Source organism: Streptomyces sp. NPDC047971 (assembly GCF_040653355.1).
Lineage (GTDB): Bacteria > Actinomycetota > Actinomycetes > Streptomycetales > Streptomycetaceae > Streptomyces.
Genome location: NZ_JBEZNW010000016.1, coordinates 67,017 through 90,473 on the forward strand (window position 1 = coordinate 67,017; position 23,457 = coordinate 90,473).

Sequence of the window (23,457 nt, forward strand, 5' to 3'; positions counted from 1 at the left end):
AGCGACTCTTGGACCTCGCAGCGAATTCTCATTTCTCGCTTTGAGAACGGGTCGCCTAGGGTGCCGTTCATGAAGCTGATCAGCGTGAATGTCGGACAGGCCGAGGCCCTGGCGTACACCGACTCCCCCACGGGCGTGTCCGGGATCGACAAGCGTCCCGTCGAGGGGCGGGTACGGGTCGAGGCGCCGAGCGCGCGGGGTGCCGGGGCGAGCGGGCTGGCCGGGGACGCGGTGTGCGACCTGCGCTTCCACGGTGGCGACGACCGGGCCGTGAGCGTGTTCGCGCGCGAGGACATGGACGTCTGGGAGCGCGAGATCGGCCGGCCGCTGGCCAACGGCTCGTTCGGCGAGAACCTCACCACGCGGGGGCTCGACGTGAACGGCGCCCTGATCGGCGAGCGTTGGCGGATCGGTTCCGACCTGGTCCTCGAAGTCACGGGCGGCCGGATTCCCTGCCGTACGTTCGAGGGCTTCGTCCGGGAGAAGGGGTGGGTCCGGCGCTTCACCCTGTCGACCGCCGGCCCCGGCGCGCTGCTGCGCGTGATCGAGCCCGGCGAGATCGCGGCCGGCGACCCGGTGGCGGTCGTGCACCGCCCCGCGCACGACGTCACGGTGGCGCTCCTCCACCGCGCGGCGACCACCGAGCGCGCGCTGCTCCCGAGCACGCTGGTCGCGGCGGAGTGGATGGAGTCGGGTCTGCTCCGGGTCGCGCGCACCTACACGGAGAAGTACGGCACAGGCGCGTAGTCGCCCCCTGCGCCCGTCTCGGGGACACCCCCGAGACCGGATCGACGACGGTCACGCGGGGCACGTCCGAGACGTGGACGGTACGGAACGACGACGGGACGCCGCACAACTCGCCTGTGCACGACGGGTGGTTCCGGATTCTCGGGGTGAACGGCGAGCAGCCGCCCGCGCGTCCGCGCGGGGCCGAGGACACGGTCGTCGTGCCCTCGGGCTCGACGGTGCAGCTCGCGCTGCGACTCGACGGGCCCGCGGACCCTGACACTCCGTATCTGCGCCACTGCCATCCGCTGTCCCGCGAGGACGCGGGAACGACGGGGCGGTTCGTGGTCGTGGAGAAGGGGCGGGGGCCGGGAAAGGCCCGTACGCCGCCCGCCCACGCGGGGCACTAACGTGCCGCGTATGACGACTGCATTGATCACGGGCGCGACGGCGGGCATCGGGGCCGCGTTCGCACGAAGGCTGGCGGCGGACGGGCACGATGTGGTGCTCGTGGCCCGCGATGTGAAGAGACTGCGCGAGCAGGCGACCGAACTGCACGACCGGCACGGCATCGAGGCCGAGGTGCTGGCCGCCGATCTGGCCGAGGAGAAGGGGATCGCGGCCGTGGAGGCCCGCCTCTCCGACGCGAGGCAGCCCGTGGACCTGCTGGTGAACAACGCCGGCTTCGGGAACAAGGGCCGCTTCCTGGAAGTCTCCATGGCCGACGAGTTGAAGATGCTGACGGTGCACTGCGAGGCGGTGCTGCGCTTGACGTCGGCGGCGGCGGAGTCCATGCGGGCGCGCGGTCGGGGCGGGGTGGTGAACGTGGCGTCGGTGGCCGCCTTCGTCCCGCGCGGCACGTACGGGGCGTCGAAGGCGTGGGTGGTGCAGTTCACCCAGGGCGCGGCGCGGGACCTGGCGGGGAGCGGGGTGCGGCTGATGGCGCTCTGTCCGGGGTTCGTCCGGACGGAGTTCCATGAGCGGGCCGGGATGGGGACGGAGAACATCCCGGGCTGGATGTGGCTCGACGCGGACAAGTTGGTGGCGACGGCGCTGGCGGATCTGGCGCGGGGCAAGACGCTGTCCATCCCGGACCCCCGCTACAAGGCGCTGATGGGTGTGGTGAAGCTGGCGCCTCGCGGCCTGCTCGGAGGGGTGTCGTCCAAGGCGGGGCGCACGTACGGACCGAAGTGAGGCATGCCCGGCGTCGGGCGGCCGTGGCCCGGCCCCGGCGCGGGGTCACCGATCCCGGTGGTCGAGGGCCAGTCGGGCCTCGGTGCCGTCCTGCCAGGTCACCCGCAGCGTGCGGCCGGTGACGTGGACGGCCGCGAGGGTGGACACGGGCGCCGGGTCGGGCTCGGCGGTGAGCGAGGCGAGGGTGACGAAGAGGCTCTCGGGGCCGCTGGTGGAGCCGTGCAGCGCGGCGGTCCGGGTGGCCGGCCCGCCCTGGAGCGTGGCCCCGGTGGTGATGTCGACGGGCTCGGCTGCCGGTGAGAAGCCGTGGACGGGGTGGAGTTGGGCGGTGGGGCCGTCGGGGGTGGTGGCCCAGCCGGTCTGGCGTACCGCGGTTCCGTCGGGCGCGCCGAGGACGAGGTGGGCGCGGACCTCGGCCCTGCCGTGGGCCAGGGTCGCCGAGAGGACGCGGATGCCGGGGTGCGGGGTGTGCGCGGAGGCGGCCCAGCCGGGGCCGGTGCCGAGGGGGGTCGCGGGGCCGCGTCGGGTGACCTTGCCGTCGAGGACCACGGCGAAGTGGTTGTCGGGCTGGTCGGGTGGGGTCGTGGGGCCGGTGCGGGTGGAGTAGGCGTAGCGGGCGTAGCCCGCGTCGTCGGCGCCGGACGGGTCGCTGCTCACATGGTTGCTGCCGTGGTTGTGGAGGCGGACCAGGCCGTCGGCCGCGGTGGTCTGGATGAGCAGGCCGGCCGGCACGACGGGGCGCACGGTGTCGGCGCGTTCGGCGGGGAGGGGTTCTTCGGGGTCGCTCCAGACCGGGTGGCAGGCGGGGAGGAGCAGGCCGAGGAAGCCCTTGGCCGCCCAGTACGGGGAGGCGGGTCCGGAGTAGCTCTGGACGACGGGTTCGTACGGACCGTGCCAGCCGAGGGTGAGCAGGCCGCGCTCGTCGGTGGCGCCCCGGTCGAGGAAGTACCGGAGCGTGCCGGAGGCGAGGCGGCGGGTGGCGCCCGGGGTGAGCGGGGTGTGTCCGGTGAGGGCTCCGAGCCAGGGGGCGGCGGCCGCGGCGAAGCGGTAGGTGAGGGAGCGGCCGTACGGGAGGGGGGCGCCGTCGGCGCCGAACAGGTGGGCGTAGTCGTCGAGGTGGCGCCGCAGCCGGGGGCCGTAGCGGTCGAGGAGGTCCTGGTCGCCCGCGAGGTGCGCGTGGAGGACGGGGTAGAGGTGCAGGGCCCAGCCGTTGTAGTGGTCGAAGGCGCGGTTGTCGCCGTCGCTGTACCAGCCGTCGCCGAGGTACCACTGCTCGACGCGGTCGAGGGAGCGGTCGATGGTGGCCGCGGCGCGGTCGGTCTCGATGCCGGCGTCCTGGAGGAAGCCGGCGACGGTGAGGCCGAAGAGCCACCAGTTGTTGTCGACGGGAGAGGGGTCGAGGGCGGGCAGCAGCCACTCGACGGCGCGCTGCCGGGTGCGGTCGTCGAGGGTGTCCCAGAGCCAGGGGCGGGTCAGCCGTAGTCCGAGGGCGACGGAGGCGGATTCGACGACGGCCTGGCGTACGTCGGTGAGCCGCGGCCAGGAGTCGGGACCGTCGCCGCCCGGGGCCTCGGTGCCGGCGGTGATTCCCTCGGCGTGGAAGGCGAGGTGGCCGTGCGGGTCCTCGCCCCGGGCACCCGCGACGCGGAGCGCGGCGAGGAGGAAGGTACGGGCGTGCCCTTCGAGGCCGTCGGAGCGGACGCCGGACCAGCTGGGGCGGGGCCCGGGCAGGTCGACGAGTCCGTGGCGGGGCGAGGCGTACGGCCGTACGGCGAGGAGGAGACGGTCGGCGGTGTCCTCCCAGTGGGCGCGGGTCCAGCCGGTGAACGGGCTGAGCTCACGATTCTCGGGCGGCGTGGGCATGATGCTCCCTGCGGCGGACGTCTGCGTCGTCGGGAATCATGAACGCGCTGCGATCGAACGTCAACGGTTTAGAGCGAATGATCGAAACACCCTTCGATTCGATCATTCGACGTGAGAAGGTCTGCAGACAGGCCGGCGACGCCGGACCACCCACACCGCAAGGGGGAGACACGCCGTGCGTGAGAGTGCCGCCGAACGACACGACCGACTGCTGGCCCTGGTGCGCGAGCGCGGTACGGCGCGCGTCGCCGACCTGGCCGCGCTCCTCGGCGTCTCCCCCGTCACCGCCCGCCGCGATGTCGAGGCGCTGGCGGCCAGGGGACTGCTCGACCGGGTGCACGGCCAGGTCTCCTGGCCGGCGCGGACCGAGCGACCGGAACGGATCGATCGCCCTGACCGCCAGGGCGATCCGGGCAGGCGGCGCCCCGGCGAGGGGCTGGTGCTCGGGCTGCTCGCACCCTCCGCCACGTACTACTTCGCCGAGGTCATCCGGGGGGCGCACGAGGCGGCGGCGCGGGCCGGGGCCCGGTTGGTGCTGCGGATCTCGGACTACCGCCCGGAGGAGGACCGCGCGCGCACCGAGGGCCTGCTCGCGGCCGGCGCGGAGGGGGTGCTGGTCGCACCCGGCTGGCGCGGCCCCGAGGACCGGCTCGCGTACGGGGACTGGCTGGCCGAACTGCCCGTACCCGCCGTGCTCCTGGAGCGCAGGGCCGACCCCGGCACCCCCCTCGACGCCCTGGACCGGGTGGTCTCCGACCACGGCCACGGCGTCCTGCTCGCCCTGCGCCACCTGCTGGAACTGGGCCACGGCAGCCCGCTCCTGGTGGCCCGCGGCGACAGCCCGACGGCGCTCGCGGTGCGCGCCGGGTACGCCGAGGCGCTGGGCACCCTGGGCCTCGACGCACCCGGCCCGGTGATCGAGTCGGTACCGGCCGACCAGGACCCCGAGGGCTTCGAGCGGGCCGTACGGGCCCTGCACGAGGCGGTGCTCTCGGGCCGGGTGAGCGCGGCCCTTGTCCACAACGACGTGGACGCGATCGAGGTCGTCCAGCGCCTGGCGGACCTGGGGGTGAGGGTGCCGGAGGACCTGGCCCTGATCGCGTACGACGACGAGGTCGCGGCGCTCGCCGACACCCCGCTGACGGCGGTCGCGCCTCCCAAGCGCCAGGTCGGCAGGCATGCCGCGGAGCTGCTGGTGGCGCGGCTGACCGAGGTCCGCGGGGGTGCTGAGGAGGAGCCCGCCCGACGCCATCTGAGCCTGTTGCCGCGACTGCGGGTGCGCGCCTCCTGCGGGGCCCCCTCCGGAGACCGTCCCGCCTGATCGATTCGATCCTTTTTCGATCAATCAATCTTTCGCTCTTGACTTCGCTCATAAACGGTCACAGGATCTCGGCCACACACCCCGTGTCGTCCCGTCCTCAGGAGCCGAGTCGTGAGCCGTACCTGGAGCAGAACGTCCCGTGTCATAGCCGGAACCGCCACCGCCCTCGCCGTGCTGACGGCCTGTGGCGGCGGTGACGGCGGTACCGACGCCGCGTCGAGCGGCCCCGTGACCATCACCTTCTGGGGCTGGGCCAAGGGATCCAAGGACGTCGTCGACGCCTTCAACGCCTCCCACAAGAACATCCAGGTGAAGTTCGAGGAGATCCCCTCCGGCAACGCCGGCGGCTACGCCAAGATCTCCAACGCCGTGAAGGCGGGCAACGCGCCCGACCTGGTCTCCATCGAGTACCCCTCGCTCCCCGAGTTCGTCAGCTCCGGCGCCCTGCAGGACATCGGCGGCGAGTTCACCGAGGCCGACCGGGCCAAGCTGCTCCCCCAGGCGGTGGAGCTCACCACCCTCGGCGGCAAGACCTGGGCCGTCCCCTTCGACGCCGCCCCGCAGGCCTTCTACTACCGCAAGGACCTCTTCGAGAAGTACGAGATCGAGGTCCCCACCACCTGGGACGGCTTCAAGGCCGCTGCCGAGAAGGTGAAGAAGGCCGACGCCAAGACCCGTATCGCCACCTTCTTCCCGGACGACCCGACCACCTTCGAGGCGATGGCCTGGCAGGCCGGCGCCCAGTGGTTCAAGGCCGAGAACGACACCTGGAAGATCGACACCACCGACCCGGCCACCACCAAGGTCGCCGCCTACTGGCAGGGTCTCCTCGACGCCGACCTCATCCACAAGAACGCCTCCTTCACGCCCGAGTGGACCGGTTCGCTCAAGAACGGCACCACCATCGGCTACCTCGGCGCGTCCTGGGGCGCGGGCGTCCTCAAGGGCACCCTGCCCGAGCAGAACGGCAAGTGGGCCGTGGCGCCCATGCCCAGCTGGGACGGCAAGCCCGCCAGCGGAATCCTCGGCGGGACCACCTTCGCCGTGACCAAGGACAGCAAGAAGACCGCGGCGGCCGTCGAGTTCGCCGAGTGGATGGCCACCACCGAGGCCGGCGTCAAGGCCCGGATCGCCTCCGGCACCTCCAGCGCCTTCCCCGCCGCGGCCACGCTGCGCCCGGTCGCCAAGGCGGCCTTCGACGCGAGCTACTACGGCGGCCAGGACATCTACGCCCTCTTCGAGCAGTCCGCCGCCTCCATCAACCCGAACTGGACCTGGGGCCCCACGACCGGCACCACGAACATGGCCATCAAGGACCAGTTCGGCAAGGTCACCAAGGGCGGCCCGACGATCGCCGACGCGATCAGGACCGGCCACGAGGCGACGGTCGCCGAGCTCACGAAGCGCGGCCTGAAGGTCGAGGGCTGACCGGATGAACGCCCGCACCCGTGCCGCGACGTTCCTGCTGACCCCCTTCTTCGCCCTGTTCGTCGCGGTGATGGTCGTGCCGATCGGATACGCGGTCTGGCTCAGCCTGTTCACCGAGAAGCAGTCGGGGCTGGGCTTCGGCGGCACCGAGACCGTCTTCAGCGGGCTCGACAACTACACCGCGGCACTGGGTGACCGGGCCTTCCGCGAGGGCTTCGGCGTACTGCTCGGATACTGCCTGTTCTACATTCCCCTGCTGCTCGCCGGGGCCCTCGGCCTCGCCCTCCTGCTCGACTCGGCGCTCGCCCGCGCCCGCCGCTTCTTCCAGCTCGCGCTCTTCCTGCCGCACGCCGTCCCCGGCATCATCGCCGCGCTGATCTGGGTCTACCTCTACACACCCCAACTCAGCCCGGTCGTGAAGGCGATGGAGGCCGGTGGCATCGGCTTCGACTTCTTCTCGCCCGAGGGCGCGCTGCCCTCCATCGTCAACATCGCGCTGTGGGAGTGGCTCGGCTACAACATGGTGATCTTCTACGCCGCCCTGCAGGCGATCGACCGCTCCGTGCTCGAAGCTGCCACCGTCGACGGCGCCGGCTCCTGGCGCGTGGCCTTCAGCATCAAGATCCCGCTGATCCGCGCCTCGCTCATGATGGTCTGCCTCTTCACGATCATCGGCTCCCTCCAGCTGTTCACCGAGCCGCTGATCCTCAACAAGGGAACGGGCTCCGCCGTCACCTCGACCTGGACGCCGAACATGTACGCCTACACCGTGGCCTTCGACCGCAACGACTACGGACTCGCGGCGGCCGCGTCCGTCCTGCTGGCCCTGACGGCGGCGCTGCTCTCCTTCGCCGTCACCCGACTGACCAGCCGCCGGAAGGGGAAGCGCGCATGAGCCCGTCCCGCTCCCTCACCCTCACCCGCCCCCGGACCCCCGTCCACGACAGCCCCGCCCCCGGCCCGAGGCCCCGCTCCACGAACGTCTGGCTCTCGAAGGCCGCCGTCAACGGCGCGCTCGTCCTCGCCGTCGTCTACATGCTCTTCCCGCTCGTCTGGCTGGTGACCGCCGCCACCAAGGACGCGGGCGGCCTGCTGGCCGGCGACGCCTTCTCCTTCGAGGGCTTCGACCTCGGCGGGAACCTCTCCCGCCTCGCCGCGTACAACGACGGCATCTACTTCCACTGGTACGCCAACAGCCTGCTGTACGCGGGGCTCGGCGCCCTCGCCTGCTCGCTGATCAGCGTCGCCGCGGGCTACGCCTTCGACAAGTACGACTTCCGGGGCAAGGAGAAGCTCTTCGGCCTCGTGCTCCTGGGCGTGCTCGTCCCCAGCACGGCGCTCGCGCTGCCGATGTACCTCCTCGCCAGCGAGGTGGGCATCGTCAACACGTACTGGGCCGTGCTGATCCCCGTCCTGGTCAACCCCTTCGGGGTCTACCTCTCCCGGGTCTTCAGCTCCGGCTACATCCCCGACGAGGCGCTGGAGGCCGCCCGCATCGACGGCGCCGGCGAGCTGCGCACCTTCTGGTCGATCGGTCTGCGCATGATCATGCCGGGTTTCGTGACGGTCTTCCTCTTCCAGTTCACCGCCATCTGGAACAACTTCTTCCTCCCCTTGGTGATGCTCTCGGACCAGAAGCTGTACCCGCTGAGCCTCGGTCTGTACGCGTGGAACAGCAACGCCCACGCGGAACCCGACTTCTACCCCCTGGTCGTCACCGGGTCCCTGCTCGCCGTCGTCCCCCTCGTCGTCGCCTTCGTCTCGCTGCAGCGCCACTGGAAGGCCGGTCTGACCGCCGGCAGCGTCAAGTGAGGAGCCCGGGTTTCCACGATGCACCCCGCCACTGACAACCGACCGTCCCTCCTGCTCTCCATGGGCCCCGGGATCGCCGAACGGCTGCTGACCGACGCCCACCGCACCCGCCTCACCGCACTGGCCCGCACCGACCCGCACCTCGTCGCGCACGACCTCACCACGCCGGGCCCTCGCGTCGCCGCCGCCCTCGCCGACGCCGAGATCCTCCTCACCTGCTGGGGCGCGCCACCGCTGACGGCCGCCGTCCTGGACCGCGCACCCCGCCTGCGGGCGGTCGTCCACGCGGCCGGTTCGGTGAAGCACCACATCACGGACGCCTGTTGGGAACGCGGCCTCGCGGTCACCTCCACGGCGGCGGCCAACGCGCTTCCCGTCGCCGAGTACACGCTCGCCACGATCCTCTTCGCGGGGAAGCGGATCCTCCCTTCGGCCCTCCGGTACGGGACGGTCCGCGCCGACGACGCGTGGACGGCCGAGTCGGCGGCCTGGGGCAACTACCGGCGCACGGTCGGCCTGATCGGGGCCTCCCGGATCGGCCGCCGGGTCATCGACCTGCTGCGCCCCTTCGACTTCGAGGTGCTGCTGTACGACCCGTACCTGGAGGCGGCCGAGGCCCGCCTCCTCGGTGTGGAGCTGGTCGACCTGGACACGCTGTGCGCCCGGAGCTCGATCGTCTCGATCCACGCGCCGCAACTCCCCGCCACGTACCGGATGATCGGCGCGCCACAGCTGGCGTCGATGCCCGACGGCGCGACGCTGATCAACACCGCCCGCGGCTCCCTGATCGACGAGTCGGCGCTCCTCGCCCACCTCCGCCGAGGCCGTCTCCACGCGGTCCTCGACGTCACGGACCCGGAGCTGCCGCCGCCGGACTCACCGCTCTGGACGCTGCCCAACGTCCTGCTCACCCCGCATGTGGCGGGCTCGCTCGGCAACGAACTGCACCGGATGACGGATCAGGCGCTGGAGGAGGTGGCGCGGTACGGGCGCGGGGAGCGGTTCGCGGACCCGGTACGCCCGTCCGACCTGACCCGCTCGGCCTGAGCGGGACGGGCACCGGCGTATCGCGGGCGTATCGAGAATCGCATACGCCACCGCAACGGCCCGCCGTCTTCCATGGAGGCATGAACCACCACGCGTCCCTGCCGCCACCGCCCCGCCGCCTGCGCGGGGTCGTGCTCGTCGGTCTGGCGGTCCTCGGCGTGGCGAGCGCCCTGTTCGTCGTGCGGCGGCCGCTGATGATGTCCGCGCCGAGGTGCGCCGCCGGGCGGTGGCACGGCTGCTTCGACACCTTCAACGGTGTGGTGCTCATGACGCTCGTCGCGCTCCCGTTGGCCGTCCTCGTGGCCTGGGCTCTGGCGCGCCGACGTCGTGCCGCCGGTGTCCCGTCGGCGTGGCGGTCGTCGCTGGCCGAGGTGGCCATGGTCCACGGGACGGTGCCGTTCCTCTGGATGACCATGATGCCGGGCGGCGGGGCCGGCGTCGCCCCCGCCCGGGTGACGCTGGTGCCGCTGCGGGACCTGGTGACGATGGGGCCGCTGGGGATCGTCGGCAACCTGCTGGTCTTCGCGGCGCTGGGGTTCTTCGCCCCGATGCGGTTCGCGGCGCTGGCCTCCCTGCCGAGGATCCTGGCGCTCGGGGCGGGCTGCTCGGTCCTGGTCGAGACCGCGCAGTACGCGCTGCGGCTCGACCGGGTGTCCTCCGTGGACGACGTCCTGGTCAACGCCGCCGGCGCCGTACTGGCCGCGCTCGCGTCCCGCCGCTGGTGGGCCACGACGGCACAGGCGCCGTCGGCCCCGCCCCGGCCCGTACCGACGACGACACGCTGACCCCGAACACGGCATGCCCGCGCCTCGGCGGCCGCCCTCGCGGGTGTGCCACGCCTCCGCGGGCGGACCCGCGCCCTCGCATACGTCGGCGATATCCTCCGCTCCTTAGGCTTCGGACATGCGCGTACTGATCGTGGAGGACGAGCCCTACCTGGCCGAAGCCGTCCGGGACGGTCTGCGGCTGGAGGCGATCGCCGCCGACATCGCCGGCGACGGAGACACCGCCCTGGCGCTGCTCGGCGTCCACTCCTACGACCTCGCCGTCCTCGACCGCGACATCCCCGGCCCCTCCGGCGACGAGGTCGCCCGGCGCATCGTCGCCTCGGGCAGCGGCATCCCGATCCTCATGCTCACCGCCGCCGACCGGATCGACGACAAGGCGTCCGGGTTCGGGCTCGGCGCCGACGACTACCTCACCAAGCCGTTCGAGCTGCGGGAGCTCGTCCTGCGGCTGAGGGCGCTCGACCGCAGACGCGCCCACGCCCGCCCGCCGGTCCGTGAGCTCGCCGGCCTGCGGGTCGACCCCTTCCGCCGGGAGGTCTTCCGCGACGGACGCTACGTCGCGCTCACCCGTAAGCAGTTCGCCGTCCTCGACGTCCTCGTCGCCGCCGAGGGCGGGGTCGTCAGCGCCGAGGAGCTGCTCGAACGGGCCTGGGACGAGAACGCCGACCCCCTCACCAACGCCGTGCGCATCACCGTCTCCGCGCTCCGCAAGAGGCTCGGCGAGCCATGGATCATCGCCACGGTGCCGGGAGTCGGCTACCGCGTCGGAACCGGTTCGGACACCCCCGGACCGGGCCGTCCGCGTGCGTAGGCGCCCGGGGCTCAGCGTACGGCTGAGACTCACCCTCAGCTACGCCGGTTTCCTCGCCGTCGCCGGCGCCCTCCTGCTGGCCGTGGTGTGGTGGTTCCTGCTGCGCTACGTACCCGACAACTCGCAGGGCCTGCTCGGGGTCTCGCCCAACCGCTACCTCCTCGTGCGCACCTTCGTCCCCGCCGCGGCCGTGGCGATGGCCCTCCTGCTCGTGTTCGGCCTCGTCGGGGGATGGCTCCTCGCGGGCCGGATGCTCGCACCGCTCACCCAGATCACGGACGCGGCCCGGAAGGCCGGGAGCGGGTCGCTGTCCCACCGGATCCGGATGAGGGGCCGCCAGGACGAGTTCCGTGAACTCTCCGACGCGTTCGACTCGATGCTCCGGCGACTCGAGTCCCACGTCGCCGAACAGCAGAGGTTCGCCGCGAACGCCTCCCACGAGCTGCGCACCCCGCTCGCCATCTCGCGGGCGCTCCTCGACGTCGCCCGCGAGGATCCCGGGCGGGACCGGGACGAACTCCTCGCACGCCTGACGGCCGTCAACACCCGGGCGATCGACCTCACCGAGGCCCTGCTGCTCCTCAGCCGCGGCGACAGCGGCGCCTTCACCCGCGAGAGCGTCGACCTCTCGCTCCTCGCCGAGGAGGCCGCCGAAACGATGCTCCCGCTCGCCGAACGGCGCGGGATCACCCTCGACGTCACCGGCGGGGCGGCCCTGACCGACGGTTCCGCGGAACTCCTGCTGCGGATGGTGACGAACCTCGTCCAGAACGCCGTCGTCCACAACCTCCCCTCCGGCGGCAGCGTGACGGTCCACACCGGGACGCGGGGCGACACGAGCGTGCTGCGGGTCGAGAACACGGGGCGCCCGCTCCCACCGGCACTGGTACCGACCCTCACCGAACCCTTCCAGCGCGGAGCGGAGCGCGTACGCACCGACGAGCACGCCGGAGCCGGCCTCGGCCTCGCGATCGTGCGCAGCGTCGTGCGCGCCCACGACGGGACCCTCGACCTCGTCCCCCGCCCGGCCGGCGGTCTCCTCGTCACGGTCCGGCTGCCCGGCTCGCCCTAGAGGTGTCCGGCACGTTCCGGCAGGGCGCGCCCCGAGGACCGGGTCCTAGACTGGAGAGGTCCCACCCGGTCCGGGAGGCGTCATGACATTCGTACAAATAATCGATTGCAAGACCAGCCGGTTCGATGATCTGAACCGGCTCATGGACAAGTGGGTCGAACAGACCCAGGGCAAGCGGACGGCCAGCCACAGCGTCATCGGCAAGGACCGCTCCGACTCCGAGCACCTCGTGGAGATCGTGGAGTTCCCCTCCTACGAGGTGGCGATGACCAACTCACAGCTCCCCGAGACCGATCGCATCTTCCGGGAGATGGTCGCCCTCTGTGACGAGATGCCGACCTTCACCGACCTGGACATCGTGCGGGACATCCAGCTGTACAAGGCGAACTCGCGCCGGTTCTTCGAGCTCATCTCGGCCGAGGGTGAGCTTCCGCCGCTCGACGAGGTGCTCGCGGAGGGGTACCACGACCACGATCCGACCAACGAGCAGGACGTCATCGGCATGGACGCGGTCCGCCGCGAGGTGGAGATGTGGCGCGGCGGGTTCGACTTCGCCTTCACGGTCCACGACCAGATCGCCGAGGGCGACCGGGTGTGCACGCGGTGGACCTGGCTCGGCACCCACACCGGCGACTTCATGGGCCTCCAGCCGACCGGCATGAAGGTCTCCATGACCGGCACGACCATCCACCAGTTCCGCCAGGACGGGAAGATGGCGGAGGGGTGGTGGCAGTACGACCTCCTCGGACTCATGGGGCAGCTCGGCGCCGTGGAGGGGTAGGTCGTTCCCGAGAGACACCGAGAGACACCGAGGCCCGGTGCCCCCGCGACGGGGGCACCGGGCCTCAGCTGTCTACCGGGTGCCTCAGTGGGAGTGACCGTGGCCGTGGCCGTGGCCCGCGTCCGCCGGCTCCTCTTCCTTCTTCTCCACCACGAGGGTCTCGGTGGTGAGGAGGAGGGAGGCGATCGAGGCGGCGTTCTCCAGCGCGGAGCGCGTCACCTTCACCGGGTCGATGACGCCGGCCTTGACCAGGTCGCCGTACTCGCCGGTCGCGGCGTTGAAGCCGTTGCCCTTCTCCAGCTCCGCCACCTTCGAGGTGATGACGTAGCCCTCGAGGCCGGCGTTCTCGGCGATCCAGCGCAGCGGCTCGACGGCGGCGCGGCGCACGACCGCGACACCGGTGGCCTCGTCGCCGGTCTTGTCGAGGTTGCCCTCGAGGACCTTGACGGCGTGGACCAGAGCGGAGCCACCACCGGAGACGATGCCCTCCTCGACCGCGGCGCGGGTCGCGGAGATGGCGTCCTCCAGACGGTGCTTCTTCTCCTTCAGCTCCACCTCGGTGGCGGCGCCGACCTTGATCACGCACACGCCGCCGGCCAGCTTCGCGAGGCGCTCCTGGAGCTTCTCGCGGTCCCAGTCGGAGTCGGTGGACTCGATCTCGGCCTTGATCTGGTTGACGCGGCCCGCGACGTCCTCGGAGTTGCCGCCACCGTCGACGATGGTGGTGTCGTCCTTGGTGATGGTCACGCGGCGGGCGGTGCCCAGCACGTCCAGACCGGCCTGGTCGAGCTTGAGGCCGACCTCCTCGGCGATGACGGTGGCACCGGTGAGGGTGGCCATGTCGCCGAGCATCGCCTTGCGGCGGTCGCCGAAGCCCGGGGCCTTGACGGCCACGGCGTTGAAGGTGCCACGGATCTTGTTGACGACCAGGGTCGACAGGGCCTCGCCCTCGACGTCCTCGGCGATGATCAGCAGCGGCTTGGAGGAGCCGGCCTGGATGACCTTCTCGAGGAGCGGCAGGAGGTCCTGGATCGAGGAGATCTTGCCCTGGTGGATCAGGATGTACGGGTCGTCGAGGACGGCCTCCATACGCTCCTGGTCGGTGACCATGTACGGGGACAGGTAGCCCTTGTCGAAGGCCATGCCCTCGGTGAAGTCGAGCTCCAGACCGAAGGTGTTGGACTCCTCGACGGTGATGACACCGTCCTTGCCGACCTTGTCCATCGCCTCGGCGATGAGCTCGCCGACCTGCTGGTCCTGCGCGGAGAGCGCGGCCACGGCGGCGATGTCGGACTTGTCCTCGATCGGACGGGCGGTCGCGAGCAGCTCGTCGGAGACGGCCTTGACCGCGGCGTCGATGCCCTTCTTCAGGGCGGCCGGGGAGGCACCGGCGGCGACGTTCTTCAGACCCTCGCGGACGAGCGCCTGAGCGAGCACGGTGGCGGTGGTGGTGCCGTCACCCGCGATGTCGTTGGTCTTGGTCGCCACCTCCTTCACGAGCTGGGCGCCGAGGTTCTCGTACGGGTCCTCGATCTCGACCTCGCGGGCGATCGTGACACCGTCGTTGGTGATGGTGGGCGCACCGAACTTCTTGTCGATGACCACGTTGCGGCCCTTGGGGCCGATCGTCACCTTCACCGTGTCGGCAAGCTTGTTGACGCCGCGCTCAAGGGCGCGACGGGCGTCCTCGTCGAACTTCAGGATCTTCGCCATGGGAGCGATTCAGCCCTCTCGGAATTCGTGGTGTATCGGGTGAAACGAACTGCGCCCCGGACGCCCGGTGCGGGGTCAGGGGCGCAGCCAGAAGCATCTGCTTCGGTACTTCGGTGAATTACTTCTCGACGATCGCGAGCACGTCGCGAGCCGAGAGGACGAGGTACTCCTCGCCGTTGTACTTCACCTCGGTGCCGCCGTACTTGCTGTACAGCACGATGTCGCCGGCCTTCACGTCGAGCGGCAGGCGCTCGCCGTTCTCGAAGCGGCCCGGGCCCACGGCCAGGACGACGCCCTCCTGGGGCTTCTCCTTGGCGGTGTCCGGAATGACCAGGCCAGAGGCCGTGGTCTGCTCGGCGTCGAGCGGCTGGACCACGATGCGGTCCTCGAGCGGCTTGATGGCAACCTTGGAGCTGGTGGTCGTCACGATCCGACCTCCCCCTTCGGAGATCTCACGGGGTTAACTGTCTGAGGTGGCGACCAGGTGGATCCGTCGTCGCGGGTGCCGGACCTGCCCGTCGCTGTGTTGGCACTCTCCAATGGGGAGTGCCAGAGCCGAGACTATGACTGCGATTAGCACTCGGTCAAGCGGAGTGCCAATTCGGTGCGGTGTGGCGGTTCGGCGGCGGCCGGCATTCGATTCGGTCTCGGTACGAGCAACGGCCCGCCGGACCCGGAGGTTCCGTACGAAGGTGCGGACATGACAGCCTCGCGCCCCCCGGTCCGCACCGGCGCCGACATCGGCACCGGTGTGCTCTTCCTGTTCCTGCAGTGCGCGCTCGCGCTGGTCGCCGCCGTCCTCCTGGCCACGCGGAAGCTCGGCCACGGCCGACCGGGGGCGGCGTCCTCCGGTCCACCGCCGATGGACTGGGTGCCCGTGATCGTCTTCGGTGTGATCACCGGCGTCACCCTGCTCCTCGCCGTCGCGATGCTGCGCGGCGGCTGGGCGTGGACGGCCGGGGGCCAGTTCCTCGCCGCGGGGCTGCTCGGCCTCGCGACACTGCTCATCGCGGCGGAGGAGTGGTCGTACGCGCATCCCGACCCGGCGCCGCCCGCGTCGGCACCGGCAGCCGCGCCGGAGCCGTGGACCGCGCGGCCCGCGTAGGCCCCTGAGGGCCGGCCACCCCCGCTCCCCTCAGGGCCGCTCCACCTCGCGGGCGCCGCGCGCGCCGCGCGCCCCGCCGTCGACGGTCCCGTCGTCCAGCCGGGCGAGCCTGGACAGGACGCGGGTCGCCGCCCCGGAGAGCGCCCCGCCCTCCGCCCGCTCCCCCGCGCCGCCCACCCGCGCCGCCGCCTTCCGGCCCAGACGCTCGATCGGGTCCACCGACGACGCGCACCCCGTCACCCCCAGGAGCGCGCCGGCGAGCGCGAGACCGGTCGCCAGCCGGCGCGCCGCGCTCACACGTAGTCCTCGAGCTTCGCGACCGCGTACCCCTTGGCGGTGATCGTCTTCATCACGCGCCGGATCATGTCCGCCATCGAACCCTTCCAGTCCTCCTTGCCCCGGAAGTGCGTGAGCACGATGTCGCCGGGGTGCAGGTCCCGGTCCCACTCGCGCCACTCCATCCGGTCGGGGAACGCCTCCGAGGCCCAGAGCGGGACCGCCTCGACCCCGCAGGTCTTGGCCGCGCGCAGGGTGTCCTCGTTGTAGTTGCCGTAGGGCGGACGGAAGAGCGGCGGCCGCTTCCCGAACCGCTCCTCCATGACGTCCTGCATCCCGCAGATCTCCCGCTTCTGCTTGGCGTACGAAAGCCCCGGCAGATAGCGGTGATTGAGGGTGTGGTTGTGCAGGGAGACGCCGGCGTCCCGCATCTTCCTGAAGTAGCCGTAGTCGTCCTTGATGACGTAGTCGCTCAGGAAGGCGCTGTACGGGATCTGCAGCTCGCTCATCATCCGGAGCAGCTCGGGGTCCTTCTCCGCGCCGTCGTCGATCGTCAGGAAGACGATCTTCTCCTTGGTCGGCACGGTGGTGAAGACGGGCGGCAAGCCCTCGCCGTCGGTCTCGAAGCCCTTGCGGGTGGTGATCTTCGGCTTGACCGCGGGCGGGGCCGGGGCCTCCAGCGGGGGCCGGTCGAGGCCCCACTTCTTGGCGGCGAGCACACGGGCCGCCCGCTGCTTGCGGACCTTCTCGACGTACGCGTCGAGGGCGCCGGCGGCACCCTGGGCCTGAGGCTGTCCGGCGGCGGGCTTCGCGGGCCCCTTGCGCGCGTCGTCGGTCTCGCCGGACGGCCCGGCACAGGCCGAGCCGAGTGCGGCGACGACCAGGACCGCGCCCACCGACCGCCTGAGACGACGCGGACGTGAAGCCCGCGATGAGGGCATCTGTTCCTTTTGTCGTACTAGCTGCATGGCGCCGCATCCTGTCAGCGCCGACCCCCGATGGACCCCCGACAGCGCCGCCCGGACGCACACCATCCCCCGGCTGGCCCACAATGGGGCGGGTGACCGACCTCGCCGCCTTCACCGCCCTGCACAGCCCCGAGGGCCAGACCCTGCTCGCCGCCCTGCGCGACTACGACCCCTCCCAGGAACTGGCGGTCGCCTCACGGCTGCGCCGCGAGCACCCCGCCGAGCTGGTCTCCGCGGCCCTCGGTCAGGCCCGGCTGCGCCAGCGCGCGGTGGCGAAGTTCGGCGCCGAGGACGCGCACCGGATGTACTTCACGCCCAACGGCGTCGAGCAGTCGACCCGGGCGACCGTCGGCGCCTACCGCGCCGAACGGTTCCGGGCCCTCGGGGTGCGCACGGTCGCCGACCTCTGCGGCGGGATCGGCGGGGACGCGATCGCCTTCGCCCGGGCCGGGATCTCCGTCCTGGCCGTCGACCGCGATCCCCTGACCGCCGAGGTGGCCCGCGCGAACGCCACCGCGCTCGGGCTCGCCGATCTGATCGAGGTCCGGTGCGCGGACGTGACCGAGATCGACACGAGCCCGTACGACGCCGTCTTCGTCGACCCGGCACGCCGTGGCGGGCGGGGCCGGGTCTTCGACCCGGAGGCGTACTCCCCGCCGCTCTCCTGGGCGATCGAGGCCGCCCGGGAGGCCCCGCGCGCCGCACTGAAGATCGCCCCCGGCGTCCCGCACGAGGTGGTGCCCGGGGAGGCGGAGGCCGAGTGGATCTCGGACGGCGGGGACGTGAAGGAGGCGGTGCTGTGGTTCGGCACGGAGCCCGGCGTCCGCCGCGCCACCCTGCTGCCCGCCGGCGCGAGCCTGACCGGCCGGGGCCTCCCCGACCCCGCGCCGCGCCCGGTCGGCCGCTACCTCTACGAGCCGGACGGCGCGGTCATCCGCGCCCATCTCGTCGCCGAGGTCGCCGAGCAGCTGGCCGGCGGCCTGATCGACGAGACCATCGCCTACGTCACGGCCGACGCCCTCACACCCACGCCGTACGCCACCGCCTACGAGATCACCGACGAACTCCCCTTCAACCTGAAGAAGTTGAAGGCCCTGATGCGCGAACGCGAGGTCGGCACGCTGACGGTGAAGAAGCGCGGCTCGGCGGTCGAACCGGAGGAGATCCGCCGCCGGATCAAGCCGAAGGGCCCCAACTCCGCCACGATCTTCCTGACCCGCGTCGCGGGCGCCCCGACGATGCTGATCGGCGGCCCGGCGAAGCCCTAGCCACGGCCGGGGGCGAACTCCTGGCCACGGCTCGGGCCGAAGCCCTGGCCACGGCCGGGGGCCGAAGTCCGAGCCACAGACCGGGACGAAGCCCTGGCCACGGCCCCGGGCGTGGCACGACCGCCCCTACGCCACCAGCCGTACCGCCAGCCGGTAGTGGCCGATCGCCTTCGTCGTGCCGATCAGGCCGCCGATCCACAGGCCGAGCGCGGCGCCCATGAGGTAGGCCGCCGTCCCGTAACCGCCGCGTCCCGGGCCGACCATCTCCGCGGGCGCGGCGAAGGAGACCCACAGGCCGACCGCGCCCAGCGCGATCGACAGCAGCAGCCAGACGACGCTGAGGACGGGCTCGCGCAGTCGCGCGTCCGTCGCGCGGTCGCTGTCCAGAGCGGCCCACAGGACCAGCCGCTCCCGCGCCAGGCGGTCCCGGCGGACGCCCCGGGCGAGGAAGAACACGGCCGGAACCAAGGCGCCCAGGCCGAGGGCCGCGAAGACCGACGCGAACAGGACCGAGATGGGGTCGGGCGACTCCTCCAGCACGATGAGCGCCGAGCCGCACATCCCCCATCCCAGCTGCAGGGTCGCCAGCCACACCAGGAAGACCATGAGCCGCCCTCCGCCGATCAGACGGCGGGTCAGTTCGGCCATCGCCCGCGCCCGGTCGGCCAGTCGGGCCTCGCGGTCGGGCCAGCTCCGTATCTCGGCGGGCGGCGGGGGCGGGGGCAGCGGGGTACGACCAGGCATGCGATCGAGCCTATCGACAGCGCCGCACCGCCACCGCTCCGGTCACCCCCCGCCAGGGCCTCCGGCCCGCTCCGCCTCCCGGGCCCGGCCGAGGAGCAGCTCACGCTCCCGTTCGTTGCGCGTGAGCGCGGCCGCCCGCTCGAACTCCGCCCGGGCCTCCGCCGCCCGCCCCAGCCTGGCCAACAGGTCTCCCCGCACGCTCGGCAGCAAGTGGTAGCCCGCCAGGGCGGGTTCACCCCTCAGGGCGTCGGCGAGGGCGAGGCCCGCCTCCGGGCCGTCGGCCATCGAGACGGCGACCGCGCGGTTCAACTCGACCACCGGCGAGGGCGCGACGACGGCGAGGCGCCCGTACAGCGCGGCGATCGTCCGCCAGTCCGTCTCCTCGTACGTCGACGCCCTCGCATGACAGGCGGCGATCGCGGCCTGGAGGGCGTACGGACCGTACGAACCGCCCTCGCCCGCCCGCGCGAGCGCCTCGAAGCCGCGCAGGATCAGCCGCCGGTCCCAGCGGCCGCGGTTCTGGTCGGCGATGAGGACGGGCTGCCCGTCGGGTCCCGTCCGGGCCGCCGCGCGGGACGCCTGGATCTCCAGCAGGGCCGCCAGGCCGTGGACTTCGCCCTCCTTCGGCATCAGCCCGGCGAGCACCCTCGCCAGCCGCAGGGCGTCCTCGCACAGCGCCGGCCGCAGCAGGTCGTCGCCCGCCGTCGCCGCGTACCCCTCGTTGAAGATCAGGTAGATGACCTCCAGGACGGAGCCGAGCCGGGCCGCCCGGTCCTCCCCGTACGGCACCTCGAACTCGACGCCCGCCTTCGCCAGCGATCGCTTCGCCCGCACGATCCGCTGCGCGACCGTCGGCTCCGGTACGAGGAAGGCGCGGGCGATCTCGTCCGTGCGCAGCCCGCCGAGCAGCCGCAGGGTCAGCGCGGTCCGCGCCTCGGTGGAGAGCACCGGATGGCAGGCGGTGAAGATCAGCCGCAGCAGGTCGTCGTCGATGTCGTCGGGACCGGAGGGCTCGGGGTCGTACGTCTCCTCGGTGATCTCGCGGCCGACCTCCGCCAGCTTGCGCGCGTACGTCTCCCGGCGGCGTACGAGATCGACGGCGCGGTTCTTGGCGGCGGCCGTCAGCCAGGCCGCCGGCCGCTCCGGGACGCCGGTCCGCGGCCACTGCTCCAGTGCGGCGACGAGCGCGTCCTGGGCGATCTCCTCGGCGATGCCGACGTCACGGACGATCCTCGCGACGGCCGCGATGATCCGCGGCGACTCCATCCGGAAGACGGTCTCGACGGCGCCGAGGGCGGGTGCGGTCATGGGTCAACCATGGCACCACCCGCCCCGGCCGCGTCTCACATCTCTTCGATCTCGCGGACCTCGCAGGTCACCTTCCACTGCGGCGGGTGGATCTCCAGGAACCGCTTCGACCACTCGATGGCCTCGGCCATGTCCTTGCACTGGGAGATCGAGTACCCGCCGACGACCTCCTTGGTCTCGGTGAACGGTCCGTCGGTGTAGGAGATCTTCCCGCCCTCCCAGACCACACGGGTGGAGTCCTTCGTCGGCTTGAGCCCGGCGGTCTCCAGCATCACGCCGGCCTTGGTGATCTCCTCGAAGAGCGCGCCCATGCGCTCGTCGAATCCGGCGTCGGCGTCCTCCAGCTGGAACGCGCCCTCTTCGATGCGGACCATCGTCAGATAGCGGGGCATGGTCGTTCTCCTCGGGTGGTGGGGGCGGGGCCGTTCCCCGCCTTCCACTCATACGTCGAACGGGCTCGGCCCACATCGACACCACGCGGGAGAATTTCTCAGACGTAGTCCTCCAGGCGGGCCACCGTGAAGCCCTGCTCCTGGATGCGGCGCAGCATGTCGGCCGTCATCTCCGTCATCGTCGTGCCCTTGAGCTCGGAGGGGCCGCGGAAGTGCGCCAGGATGATGTCGCCGGGGTGCAGCTTCCCGTCCCCGCGCTGGTACTGCATGTTCGTGATCTGCATCGACTCGCGCCACAGCACGATCGCGTCCACGCCGCAGGTGCCGGCGGCGGCGCGGGTGTCCTCGTTCCAGTTGCCGTACGGCGGGCGGAAGAGCCGCGGTGTGGTGCCGTACTCCTTCGCCAGCCTCGTCTGCTGGCCGCATATCTCCCGGCTCTGGGCGGCCCGGCCGAGGGTGCGCAGGTTCGGGTGGGTGAGGGTGTGGTTGGCGACGCCGTTGCCGAGGGCGGCGAGCGGCTTGAAGTAGCCGTAGTCGGCGCGTATCGCGGAGTCGGTGAGGAACATCGTCATCGGGACCTTCAGGTCCCTCATCATCCGCACGAACTCCGGGTCCTTCTCGGCTCCGTCGTCGACGGTGATGAAGACGATCTTCTCCCGCGTCGGTATGTCGCTGATGACGGGGACCGGGCCGCCCGGCTGCCGCGTGACCGGCTTGGTTCGCGGCGGGGCGGGCGGCGCGGCGAAGGGCTTGAGGCCCCACTTCCGGTACGCGGCCGCGGCCGCGGCGGCCTGGTCGGCGGCCCCGTCGGGACCCTTGCCCTCGGCGGGGGTGGTCGTGGCGGGCACGGAGGGTCTCGCGGGAGCGGTGTCCGCCCCCGCGGTGCCGCCGCAGCCCGTCACCAGCAGTGCGGCGGCGGTCAGCGCCGCCCAGGTCGCGATCTTCTTGTCCACGCCGTGAGTCACGTCGTGGATGAGGGAGAAAGCGGCCGGGAGGTTGCCTCAGTCCACGGACTCGAAGCGCCAGCGGTGCACCGGCCGGGTGATCAGGTCCGCGGCCGGCTCGGGCAGCTCGGGCAGCTCGGCGTCCGGCGCCGGGGCGTCCCACCAGGTCAGCACGAGCACCCGGTCCTGCGGTGCCCGGAAGGTCTCGCGCCGCAGCGGCTCGTACGGGAGTTCCCGCGCCCGCGCCCACTCCAGGAGTTCGGCGCCCCGGCCCTGGACCGCCCGGGCCTCCCACATGAGCGTGAGGATCACGAGTAGAGGTTCTCCTTGCTGATCTCGTGCACATGGTCGTGGTCGTGACCGTGTGCGTGGCCGTGGCCCTCCGCGCCCGGCACGTGCGGGTCCGTCACCGGCAGCGACGAGTCCGCCGACAGCTCCAGGTCGGAGGCCGGCCGGTTGCGGGCGACCATCTCGGCGCCCAGCGCCGCCACCATCGCGCCGTTGTCCGTGCACAGCTTGGGCCGGGGCACCCGCAGCCGGATGCCCGCCCGCTCGCACCGCTCCTGCGCCAGCGCCCGCAGCCGCGAGTTGGCCGCGACCCCGCCACCGATCATCAGGTGGTCGACGCCCTCGTCCTTGCAGGCGCGGACGGCCTTGCGGGTCAGCACGTCGACGACGGCCTCCTGGAAGGACGCGGCCACGTCCCGGACCGGCACCTCCTCGCCGGCGGCGCGCTTGGCCTCGATCCAGCGGGCCACGGCGGTCTTGAGACCGGAGAAGGAGAAGTCGTACGCGGGGTCCTTCGAGCCGCTCAGTCCGCGGGGGAAGGCGATGGCGTTCGGGTCGCCCTCCTTGGCGAGCCGGTCGATGACCGGGCCGCCGGGGAAGCCGAGGTCGAGCACGCGCGCGATCTTGTCGAAGGCCTCGCCGGCCGCGTCGTCGATGGTGGCGCCCATCGGCCGGACGTCGGCGGTGATGTCGGGGGCGAGCAGCAGCGAGGAGTGCCCGCCGGAGACGAGCAGCGCCATCGTGGGCTCCGGCAGCGGGCCGTGCTCCAGCTGGTCGACGCAGATGTGCGAGGCGAGGTGGTTCACGCCGTAGAGCGGCTTGCCGAGCGCGTAGGCGTACGCCTTCGCCGCCGAGACGCCGACCAGCAGCGCGCCCGCGAGGCCGGGGCCGGCCGTCACGGCGATGCCGTCGAGGTCGCGGGCGGAGACCCCGGCGTCCTTCAGGGCGCGCTCGATGGTCGGGACCATCGCCTCCAGATGGGCGCGGGAGGCGATCTCGGGCACGACGCCGCCGAAGCGGGCGTGGGTGTCCACGCTGGAGGCGATCGCGTCCGCGAGCAGGGTCGTGCCGCGGACGATCCCGACCCCGGTCTCGTCGCAGGAGGTCTCGATGCCGAGTACGAGCGGTTCGTCAGCAGCCATCAGAATCAGTCTCTGTTCCTTGAACGGTCAGTCGCATCACGAGCGCGTCGACGTTGCCCGGCTGGTAGTAGCCCCGCCGGAAGCCGATGGGCTCGAAGCCGAAGCGCTCGTACAGCTTCTGGGCCCGGGTGTTGTCCACCCGCACCTCCAGCAGCACCTCCTCGCATTCGAAGGCGGTGGCGTGGTGCAGCAGATCGGTGAGCAGCCGGGCGCCGAGCCCGGTCCCCCACTGGTCGCGGGCGGCGGCGATCGTCTGGACGTCGCCGAGGCCGCCGACGGCCGCGAGTCCCGCGTAGCCGACGATCTTCCCCTCGGCCTCCGCGACGATGTAGCGGCGGGTCGCCCCGGGGCCGCGGGCGTGGGCCAGCTCGGACCAGAACATGCCCTCGGACCAGGCGTCCTCGGGAAACAGGTCGTGTTCGAGCACGAGCACCGGCTCGATGTCCCACCAGCGCATCTCGCGCAG

At 72.0% G+C, this 23,457-nt stretch carries 26 protein-coding genes; 14 read left to right on the forward strand and 12 right to left on the reverse strand.

All coding sequences use genetic code 11. The features are described 5' to 3' along the window. Positions 1-69: 69 nt before the first annotated feature. From AB0D99_RS17285 to AB0D99_RS17295, 3 genes are read left to right on the forward strand one after another with little or no spacing between them, the layout of a single operon-like run. A complete protein-coding gene (locus tag AB0D99_RS17285) occupies positions 70-747 on the forward strand; it encodes an MOSC domain-containing protein (RefSeq protein ID WP_362362016.1) in 678 nt (225 codons plus the stop codon). Further along, a complete protein-coding gene (locus tag AB0D99_RS17290) occupies positions 681-1,136 on the forward strand; it encodes a multicopper oxidase domain-containing protein (protein ID WP_362362018.1) in 456 nt (151 codons plus the stop codon). Before AB0D99_RS17285 ends, AB0D99_RS17290 begins: the two co-directional genes overlap by 67 nt. 10 nt (positions 1,137-1,146) lie before the next feature. Continuing rightward, positions 1,147-1,920: an SDR family oxidoreductase gene (locus AB0D99_RS17295; protein WP_362362020.1), complete on the forward strand. Its 774-nt coding sequence runs from the start codon at positions 1,147-1,149 to the stop codon at positions 1,918-1,920. Positions 1,921-1,965: 45 nt separating this feature from the next. On the opposite strand, the gene AB0D99_RS17300 is transcribed toward AB0D99_RS17295, so the two are convergent. Next, complete coding sequence (locus tag AB0D99_RS17300) at positions 1,966-3,783, reverse strand: DUF2264 domain-containing protein (protein WP_362362022.1); 1,818 nt, start codon at positions 3,781-3,783, stop codon at positions 1,966-1,968. A gap of 175 nt (positions 3,784-3,958) precedes the next feature. Between AB0D99_RS17300 and AB0D99_RS17305 the strand changes: the two genes are divergently transcribed. The 9 genes from AB0D99_RS17305 to AB0D99_RS17345 all read left to right on the forward strand — a co-directional run bounded on the left by AB0D99_RS17305 (position 3,959) and on the right by AB0D99_RS17345 (position 12,843). Continuing rightward, the gene (locus tag AB0D99_RS17305) at positions 3,959-5,104 is read left to right on the forward strand and encodes a substrate-binding domain-containing protein (RefSeq protein WP_362362025.1); all 1,146 of its coding nucleotides are present in this window, start codon (positions 3,959-3,961) and stop codon (positions 5,102-5,104) included. A 111-nt stretch (positions 5,105-5,215) separates the two neighbouring features. Beyond that, positions 5,216-6,532 (forward strand): sugar ABC transporter substrate-binding protein, encoded by a 1,317-nt coding sequence (locus AB0D99_RS17310; RefSeq protein ID WP_362362028.1) that lies wholly within the window; start codon positions 5,216-5,218, stop codon positions 6,530-6,532. Positions 6,533-6,536: 4 nt separating this feature from the next. Continuing rightward, complete coding sequence (locus tag AB0D99_RS17315) at positions 6,537-7,427, forward strand: sugar ABC transporter permease (protein WP_362362032.1); 891 nt, start codon at positions 6,537-6,539, stop codon at positions 7,425-7,427. Further along, positions 7,424-8,344: a carbohydrate ABC transporter permease gene (locus tag AB0D99_RS17320; protein ID WP_362362035.1), complete on the forward strand. Its 921-nt coding sequence runs from the start codon at positions 7,424-7,426 to the stop codon at positions 8,342-8,344. Before AB0D99_RS17315 ends, AB0D99_RS17320 begins: the two co-directional genes overlap by 4 nt. A gap of 18 nt (positions 8,345-8,362) precedes the next feature. Then, a complete protein-coding gene (locus AB0D99_RS17325; protein WP_362362038.1) occupies positions 8,363-9,391 on the forward strand; it encodes a hydroxyacid dehydrogenase in 1,029 nt (342 codons plus the stop codon). Positions 9,392-9,471: 80 nt separating this feature from the next. Then, entirely contained in the window at positions 9,472-10,176 is a 705-nt protein-coding gene (locus AB0D99_RS17330; RefSeq protein WP_362362041.1) for a VanZ family protein, read from the forward strand. A gap of 118 nt (positions 10,177-10,294) precedes the next feature. Further along, positions 10,295-10,990, forward strand: a complete 696-nt coding sequence (locus tag AB0D99_RS17335; protein WP_362362044.1) for a response regulator transcription factor — start codon at positions 10,295-10,297, stop codon at positions 10,988-10,990. Continuing rightward, on the forward strand, positions 10,983-12,062 hold the full coding sequence (locus tag AB0D99_RS17340; protein ID WP_362362047.1) for a HAMP domain-containing sensor histidine kinase: 1,080 nt from the start codon (positions 10,983-10,985) through the stop codon (positions 12,060-12,062). The genes AB0D99_RS17335 and AB0D99_RS17340 overlap by 8 nt, the downstream gene beginning before the upstream one ends. 82 nt (positions 12,063-12,144) lie before the next feature. Next, positions 12,145-12,843, forward strand: a complete 699-nt coding sequence (locus AB0D99_RS17345; RefSeq protein ID WP_362362049.1) for an ester cyclase — start codon at positions 12,145-12,147, stop codon at positions 12,841-12,843. 84 nt (positions 12,844-12,927) lie between these two features. Here the strand turns inward: AB0D99_RS17345 and groL are convergent, their stop codons facing one another. Both groL and groES read right to left on the reverse strand, forming a co-directional pair. Further along, complete coding sequence (gene groL, locus AB0D99_RS17350; RefSeq protein ID WP_362362052.1) at positions 12,928-14,556, reverse strand: chaperonin GroEL; 1,629 nt, start codon at positions 14,554-14,556, stop codon at positions 12,928-12,930. Between the two features lie 118 nt (positions 14,557-14,674). Continuing rightward, positions 14,675-14,983: a co-chaperone GroES gene (groES, locus tag AB0D99_RS17355; RefSeq protein WP_362362055.1), complete on the reverse strand. Its 309-nt coding sequence runs from the start codon at positions 14,981-14,983 to the stop codon at positions 14,675-14,677. Between the two features lie 273 nt (positions 14,984-15,256). On the opposite strand from groES, the gene AB0D99_RS17360 reads away from it, so the two are divergent. After that, entirely contained in the window at positions 15,257-15,661 is a 405-nt protein-coding gene (locus AB0D99_RS17360; protein WP_362362058.1) for a DUF6234 family protein, read from the forward strand. A gap of 30 nt (positions 15,662-15,691) precedes the next feature. Here AB0D99_RS17360 and AB0D99_RS17365 read toward each other — a convergent pair whose 3' ends face one another. Together AB0D99_RS17365 and AB0D99_RS17370 are read right to left on the reverse strand one after the other, a co-directional pair. After that, entirely contained in the window at positions 15,692-15,958 is a 267-nt protein-coding gene (locus tag AB0D99_RS17365; RefSeq protein ID WP_362362061.1) for a hypothetical protein, read from the reverse strand. Beyond that, positions 15,955-16,878 carry a polysaccharide deacetylase family protein gene (locus AB0D99_RS17370; RefSeq protein ID WP_362362064.1) on the reverse strand — a complete coding sequence of 308 codons (924 nt, stop codon included), beginning with the start codon at positions 16,876-16,878 and terminating at the stop codon, positions 15,955-15,957. The genes AB0D99_RS17365 and AB0D99_RS17370 overlap by 4 nt, the downstream gene beginning before the upstream one ends. 110 nt (positions 16,879-16,988) lie before the next feature. Between AB0D99_RS17370 and AB0D99_RS17375 the strand changes: the two genes are divergently transcribed. Further along, entirely contained in the window at positions 16,989-18,173 is a 1,185-nt protein-coding gene (locus AB0D99_RS17375) for an SAM-dependent methyltransferase (RefSeq protein WP_362362067.1), read from the forward strand. Positions 18,174-18,299: 126 nt separating this feature from the next. Here AB0D99_RS17375 and AB0D99_RS17380 read toward each other — a convergent pair whose 3' ends face one another. The 7 genes from AB0D99_RS17380 to rimI form a co-directional block, all read right to left on the reverse strand. After that, positions 18,300-18,917 (reverse strand): hypothetical protein, encoded by a 618-nt coding sequence (locus AB0D99_RS17380; protein WP_362362070.1) that lies wholly within the window; start codon positions 18,915-18,917, stop codon positions 18,300-18,302. Between the two features lie 42 nt (positions 18,918-18,959). Next, a complete protein-coding gene (locus AB0D99_RS17385; protein WP_362362073.1) occupies positions 18,960-20,225 on the reverse strand; it encodes a sigma-70 family RNA polymerase sigma factor in 1,266 nt (421 codons plus the stop codon). A gap of 35 nt (positions 20,226-20,260) precedes the next feature. Next, on the reverse strand, positions 20,261-20,617 hold the full coding sequence (locus AB0D99_RS17390; RefSeq protein ID WP_362362075.1) for a YciI family protein: 357 nt from the start codon (positions 20,615-20,617) through the stop codon (positions 20,261-20,263). Positions 20,618-20,715: 98 nt separating this feature from the next. Then, entirely contained in the window at positions 20,716-21,570 is an 855-nt protein-coding gene (locus AB0D99_RS17395) for a polysaccharide deacetylase family protein (RefSeq protein ID WP_362362078.1), read from the reverse strand. A gap of 48 nt (positions 21,571-21,618) precedes the next feature. Further along, entirely contained in the window at positions 21,619-21,873 is a 255-nt protein-coding gene (locus AB0D99_RS17400) for a hypothetical protein (protein WP_362362081.1), read from the reverse strand. After that, positions 21,870-22,991 carry a tRNA (adenosine(37)-N6)-threonylcarbamoyltransferase complex transferase subunit TsaD gene (tsaD, locus tag AB0D99_RS17405; RefSeq protein ID WP_362362084.1) on the reverse strand — a complete coding sequence of 374 codons (1,122 nt, stop codon included), beginning with the start codon at positions 22,989-22,991 and terminating at the stop codon, positions 21,870-21,872. Before tsaD ends, AB0D99_RS17400 begins: the two co-directional genes overlap by 4 nt. Then, positions 22,981-23,448: a ribosomal protein S18-alanine N-acetyltransferase gene (gene rimI / locus AB0D99_RS17410; RefSeq protein ID WP_362362228.1), complete on the reverse strand. Its 468-nt coding sequence runs from the start codon at positions 23,446-23,448 to the stop codon at positions 22,981-22,983. The genes tsaD and rimI overlap by 11 nt, the downstream gene beginning before the upstream one ends. Positions 23,449-23,457: the final 9 nt, after the last annotated feature.

Bases quoted from the DNA above. Each gene is read 5' to 3' on its own strand.
- AB0D99_RS17285 (WP_362362016.1), top strand. From the start codon at position 70: ATGAAGCTGATCAGCGTGAATGTCGGACAGGCCGAGGCCCTGGCGTAC.
- AB0D99_RS17295 (WP_362362020.1), top strand. From the start codon at position 1,147: ATGACGACTGCATTGATCACGGGCGCGACGGCGGGCATCGGGGCCGCG.
- AB0D99_RS17300 (WP_362362022.1), bottom strand. From the start codon at position 3,783: ATGCCCACGCCGCCCGAGAATCGTGAGCTCAGCCCGTTCACCGGCTGG.
- AB0D99_RS17315 (WP_362362032.1), top strand. From the start codon at position 6,537: ATGAACGCCCGCACCCGTGCCGCGACGTTCCTGCTGACCCCCTTCTTC.
- AB0D99_RS17320 (WP_362362035.1), top strand. From the start codon at position 7,424: ATGAGCCCGTCCCGCTCCCTCACCCTCACCCGCCCCCGGACCCCCGTC.
- AB0D99_RS17325 (WP_362362038.1), top strand. From the start codon at position 8,363: ATGCACCCCGCCACTGACAACCGACCGTCCCTCCTGCTCTCCATGGGC.
- AB0D99_RS17330 (WP_362362041.1), top strand. From the start codon at position 9,472: ATGAACCACCACGCGTCCCTGCCGCCACCGCCCCGCCGCCTGCGCGGG.
- AB0D99_RS17335 (WP_362362044.1), top strand. From the start codon at position 10,295: ATGCGCGTACTGATCGTGGAGGACGAGCCCTACCTGGCCGAAGCCGTC.
- AB0D99_RS17345 (WP_362362049.1), top strand. From the start codon at position 12,145: ATGACATTCGTACAAATAATCGATTGCAAGACCAGCCGGTTCGATGAT.
- groL (WP_362362052.1), bottom strand. From the start codon at position 14,556: ATGGCGAAGATCCTGAAGTTCGACGAGGACGCCCGTCGCGCCCTTGAG.
- AB0D99_RS17360 (WP_362362058.1), top strand. From the start codon at position 15,257: ATGACAGCCTCGCGCCCCCCGGTCCGCACCGGCGCCGACATCGGCACC.
- AB0D99_RS17370 (WP_362362064.1), bottom strand. From the start codon at position 16,878: ATGCCCTCATCGCGGGCTTCACGTCCGCGTCGTCTCAGGCGGTCGGTG.
- AB0D99_RS17375 (WP_362362067.1), top strand. From the start codon at position 16,989: ATGGGGCGGGTGACCGACCTCGCCGCCTTCACCGCCCTGCACAGCCCC.
- AB0D99_RS17380 (WP_362362070.1), bottom strand. From the start codon at position 18,917: ATGCCTGGTCGTACCCCGCTGCCCCCGCCCCCGCCGCCCGCCGAGATA.
- AB0D99_RS17385 (WP_362362073.1), bottom strand. From the start codon at position 20,225: ATGACCGCACCCGCCCTCGGCGCCGTCGAGACCGTCTTCCGGATGGAG.
- AB0D99_RS17390 (WP_362362075.1), bottom strand. From the start codon at position 20,617: ATGCCCCGCTATCTGACGATGGTCCGCATCGAAGAGGGCGCGTTCCAG.
- tsaD (WP_362362084.1), bottom strand. From the start codon at position 22,991: ATGGCTGCTGACGAACCGCTCGTACTCGGCATCGAGACCTCCTGCGAC.
- rimI (WP_362362228.1), bottom strand. From the start codon at position 23,448: ATGCGCTGGTGGGACATCGAGCCGGTGCTCGTGCTCGAACACGACCTG.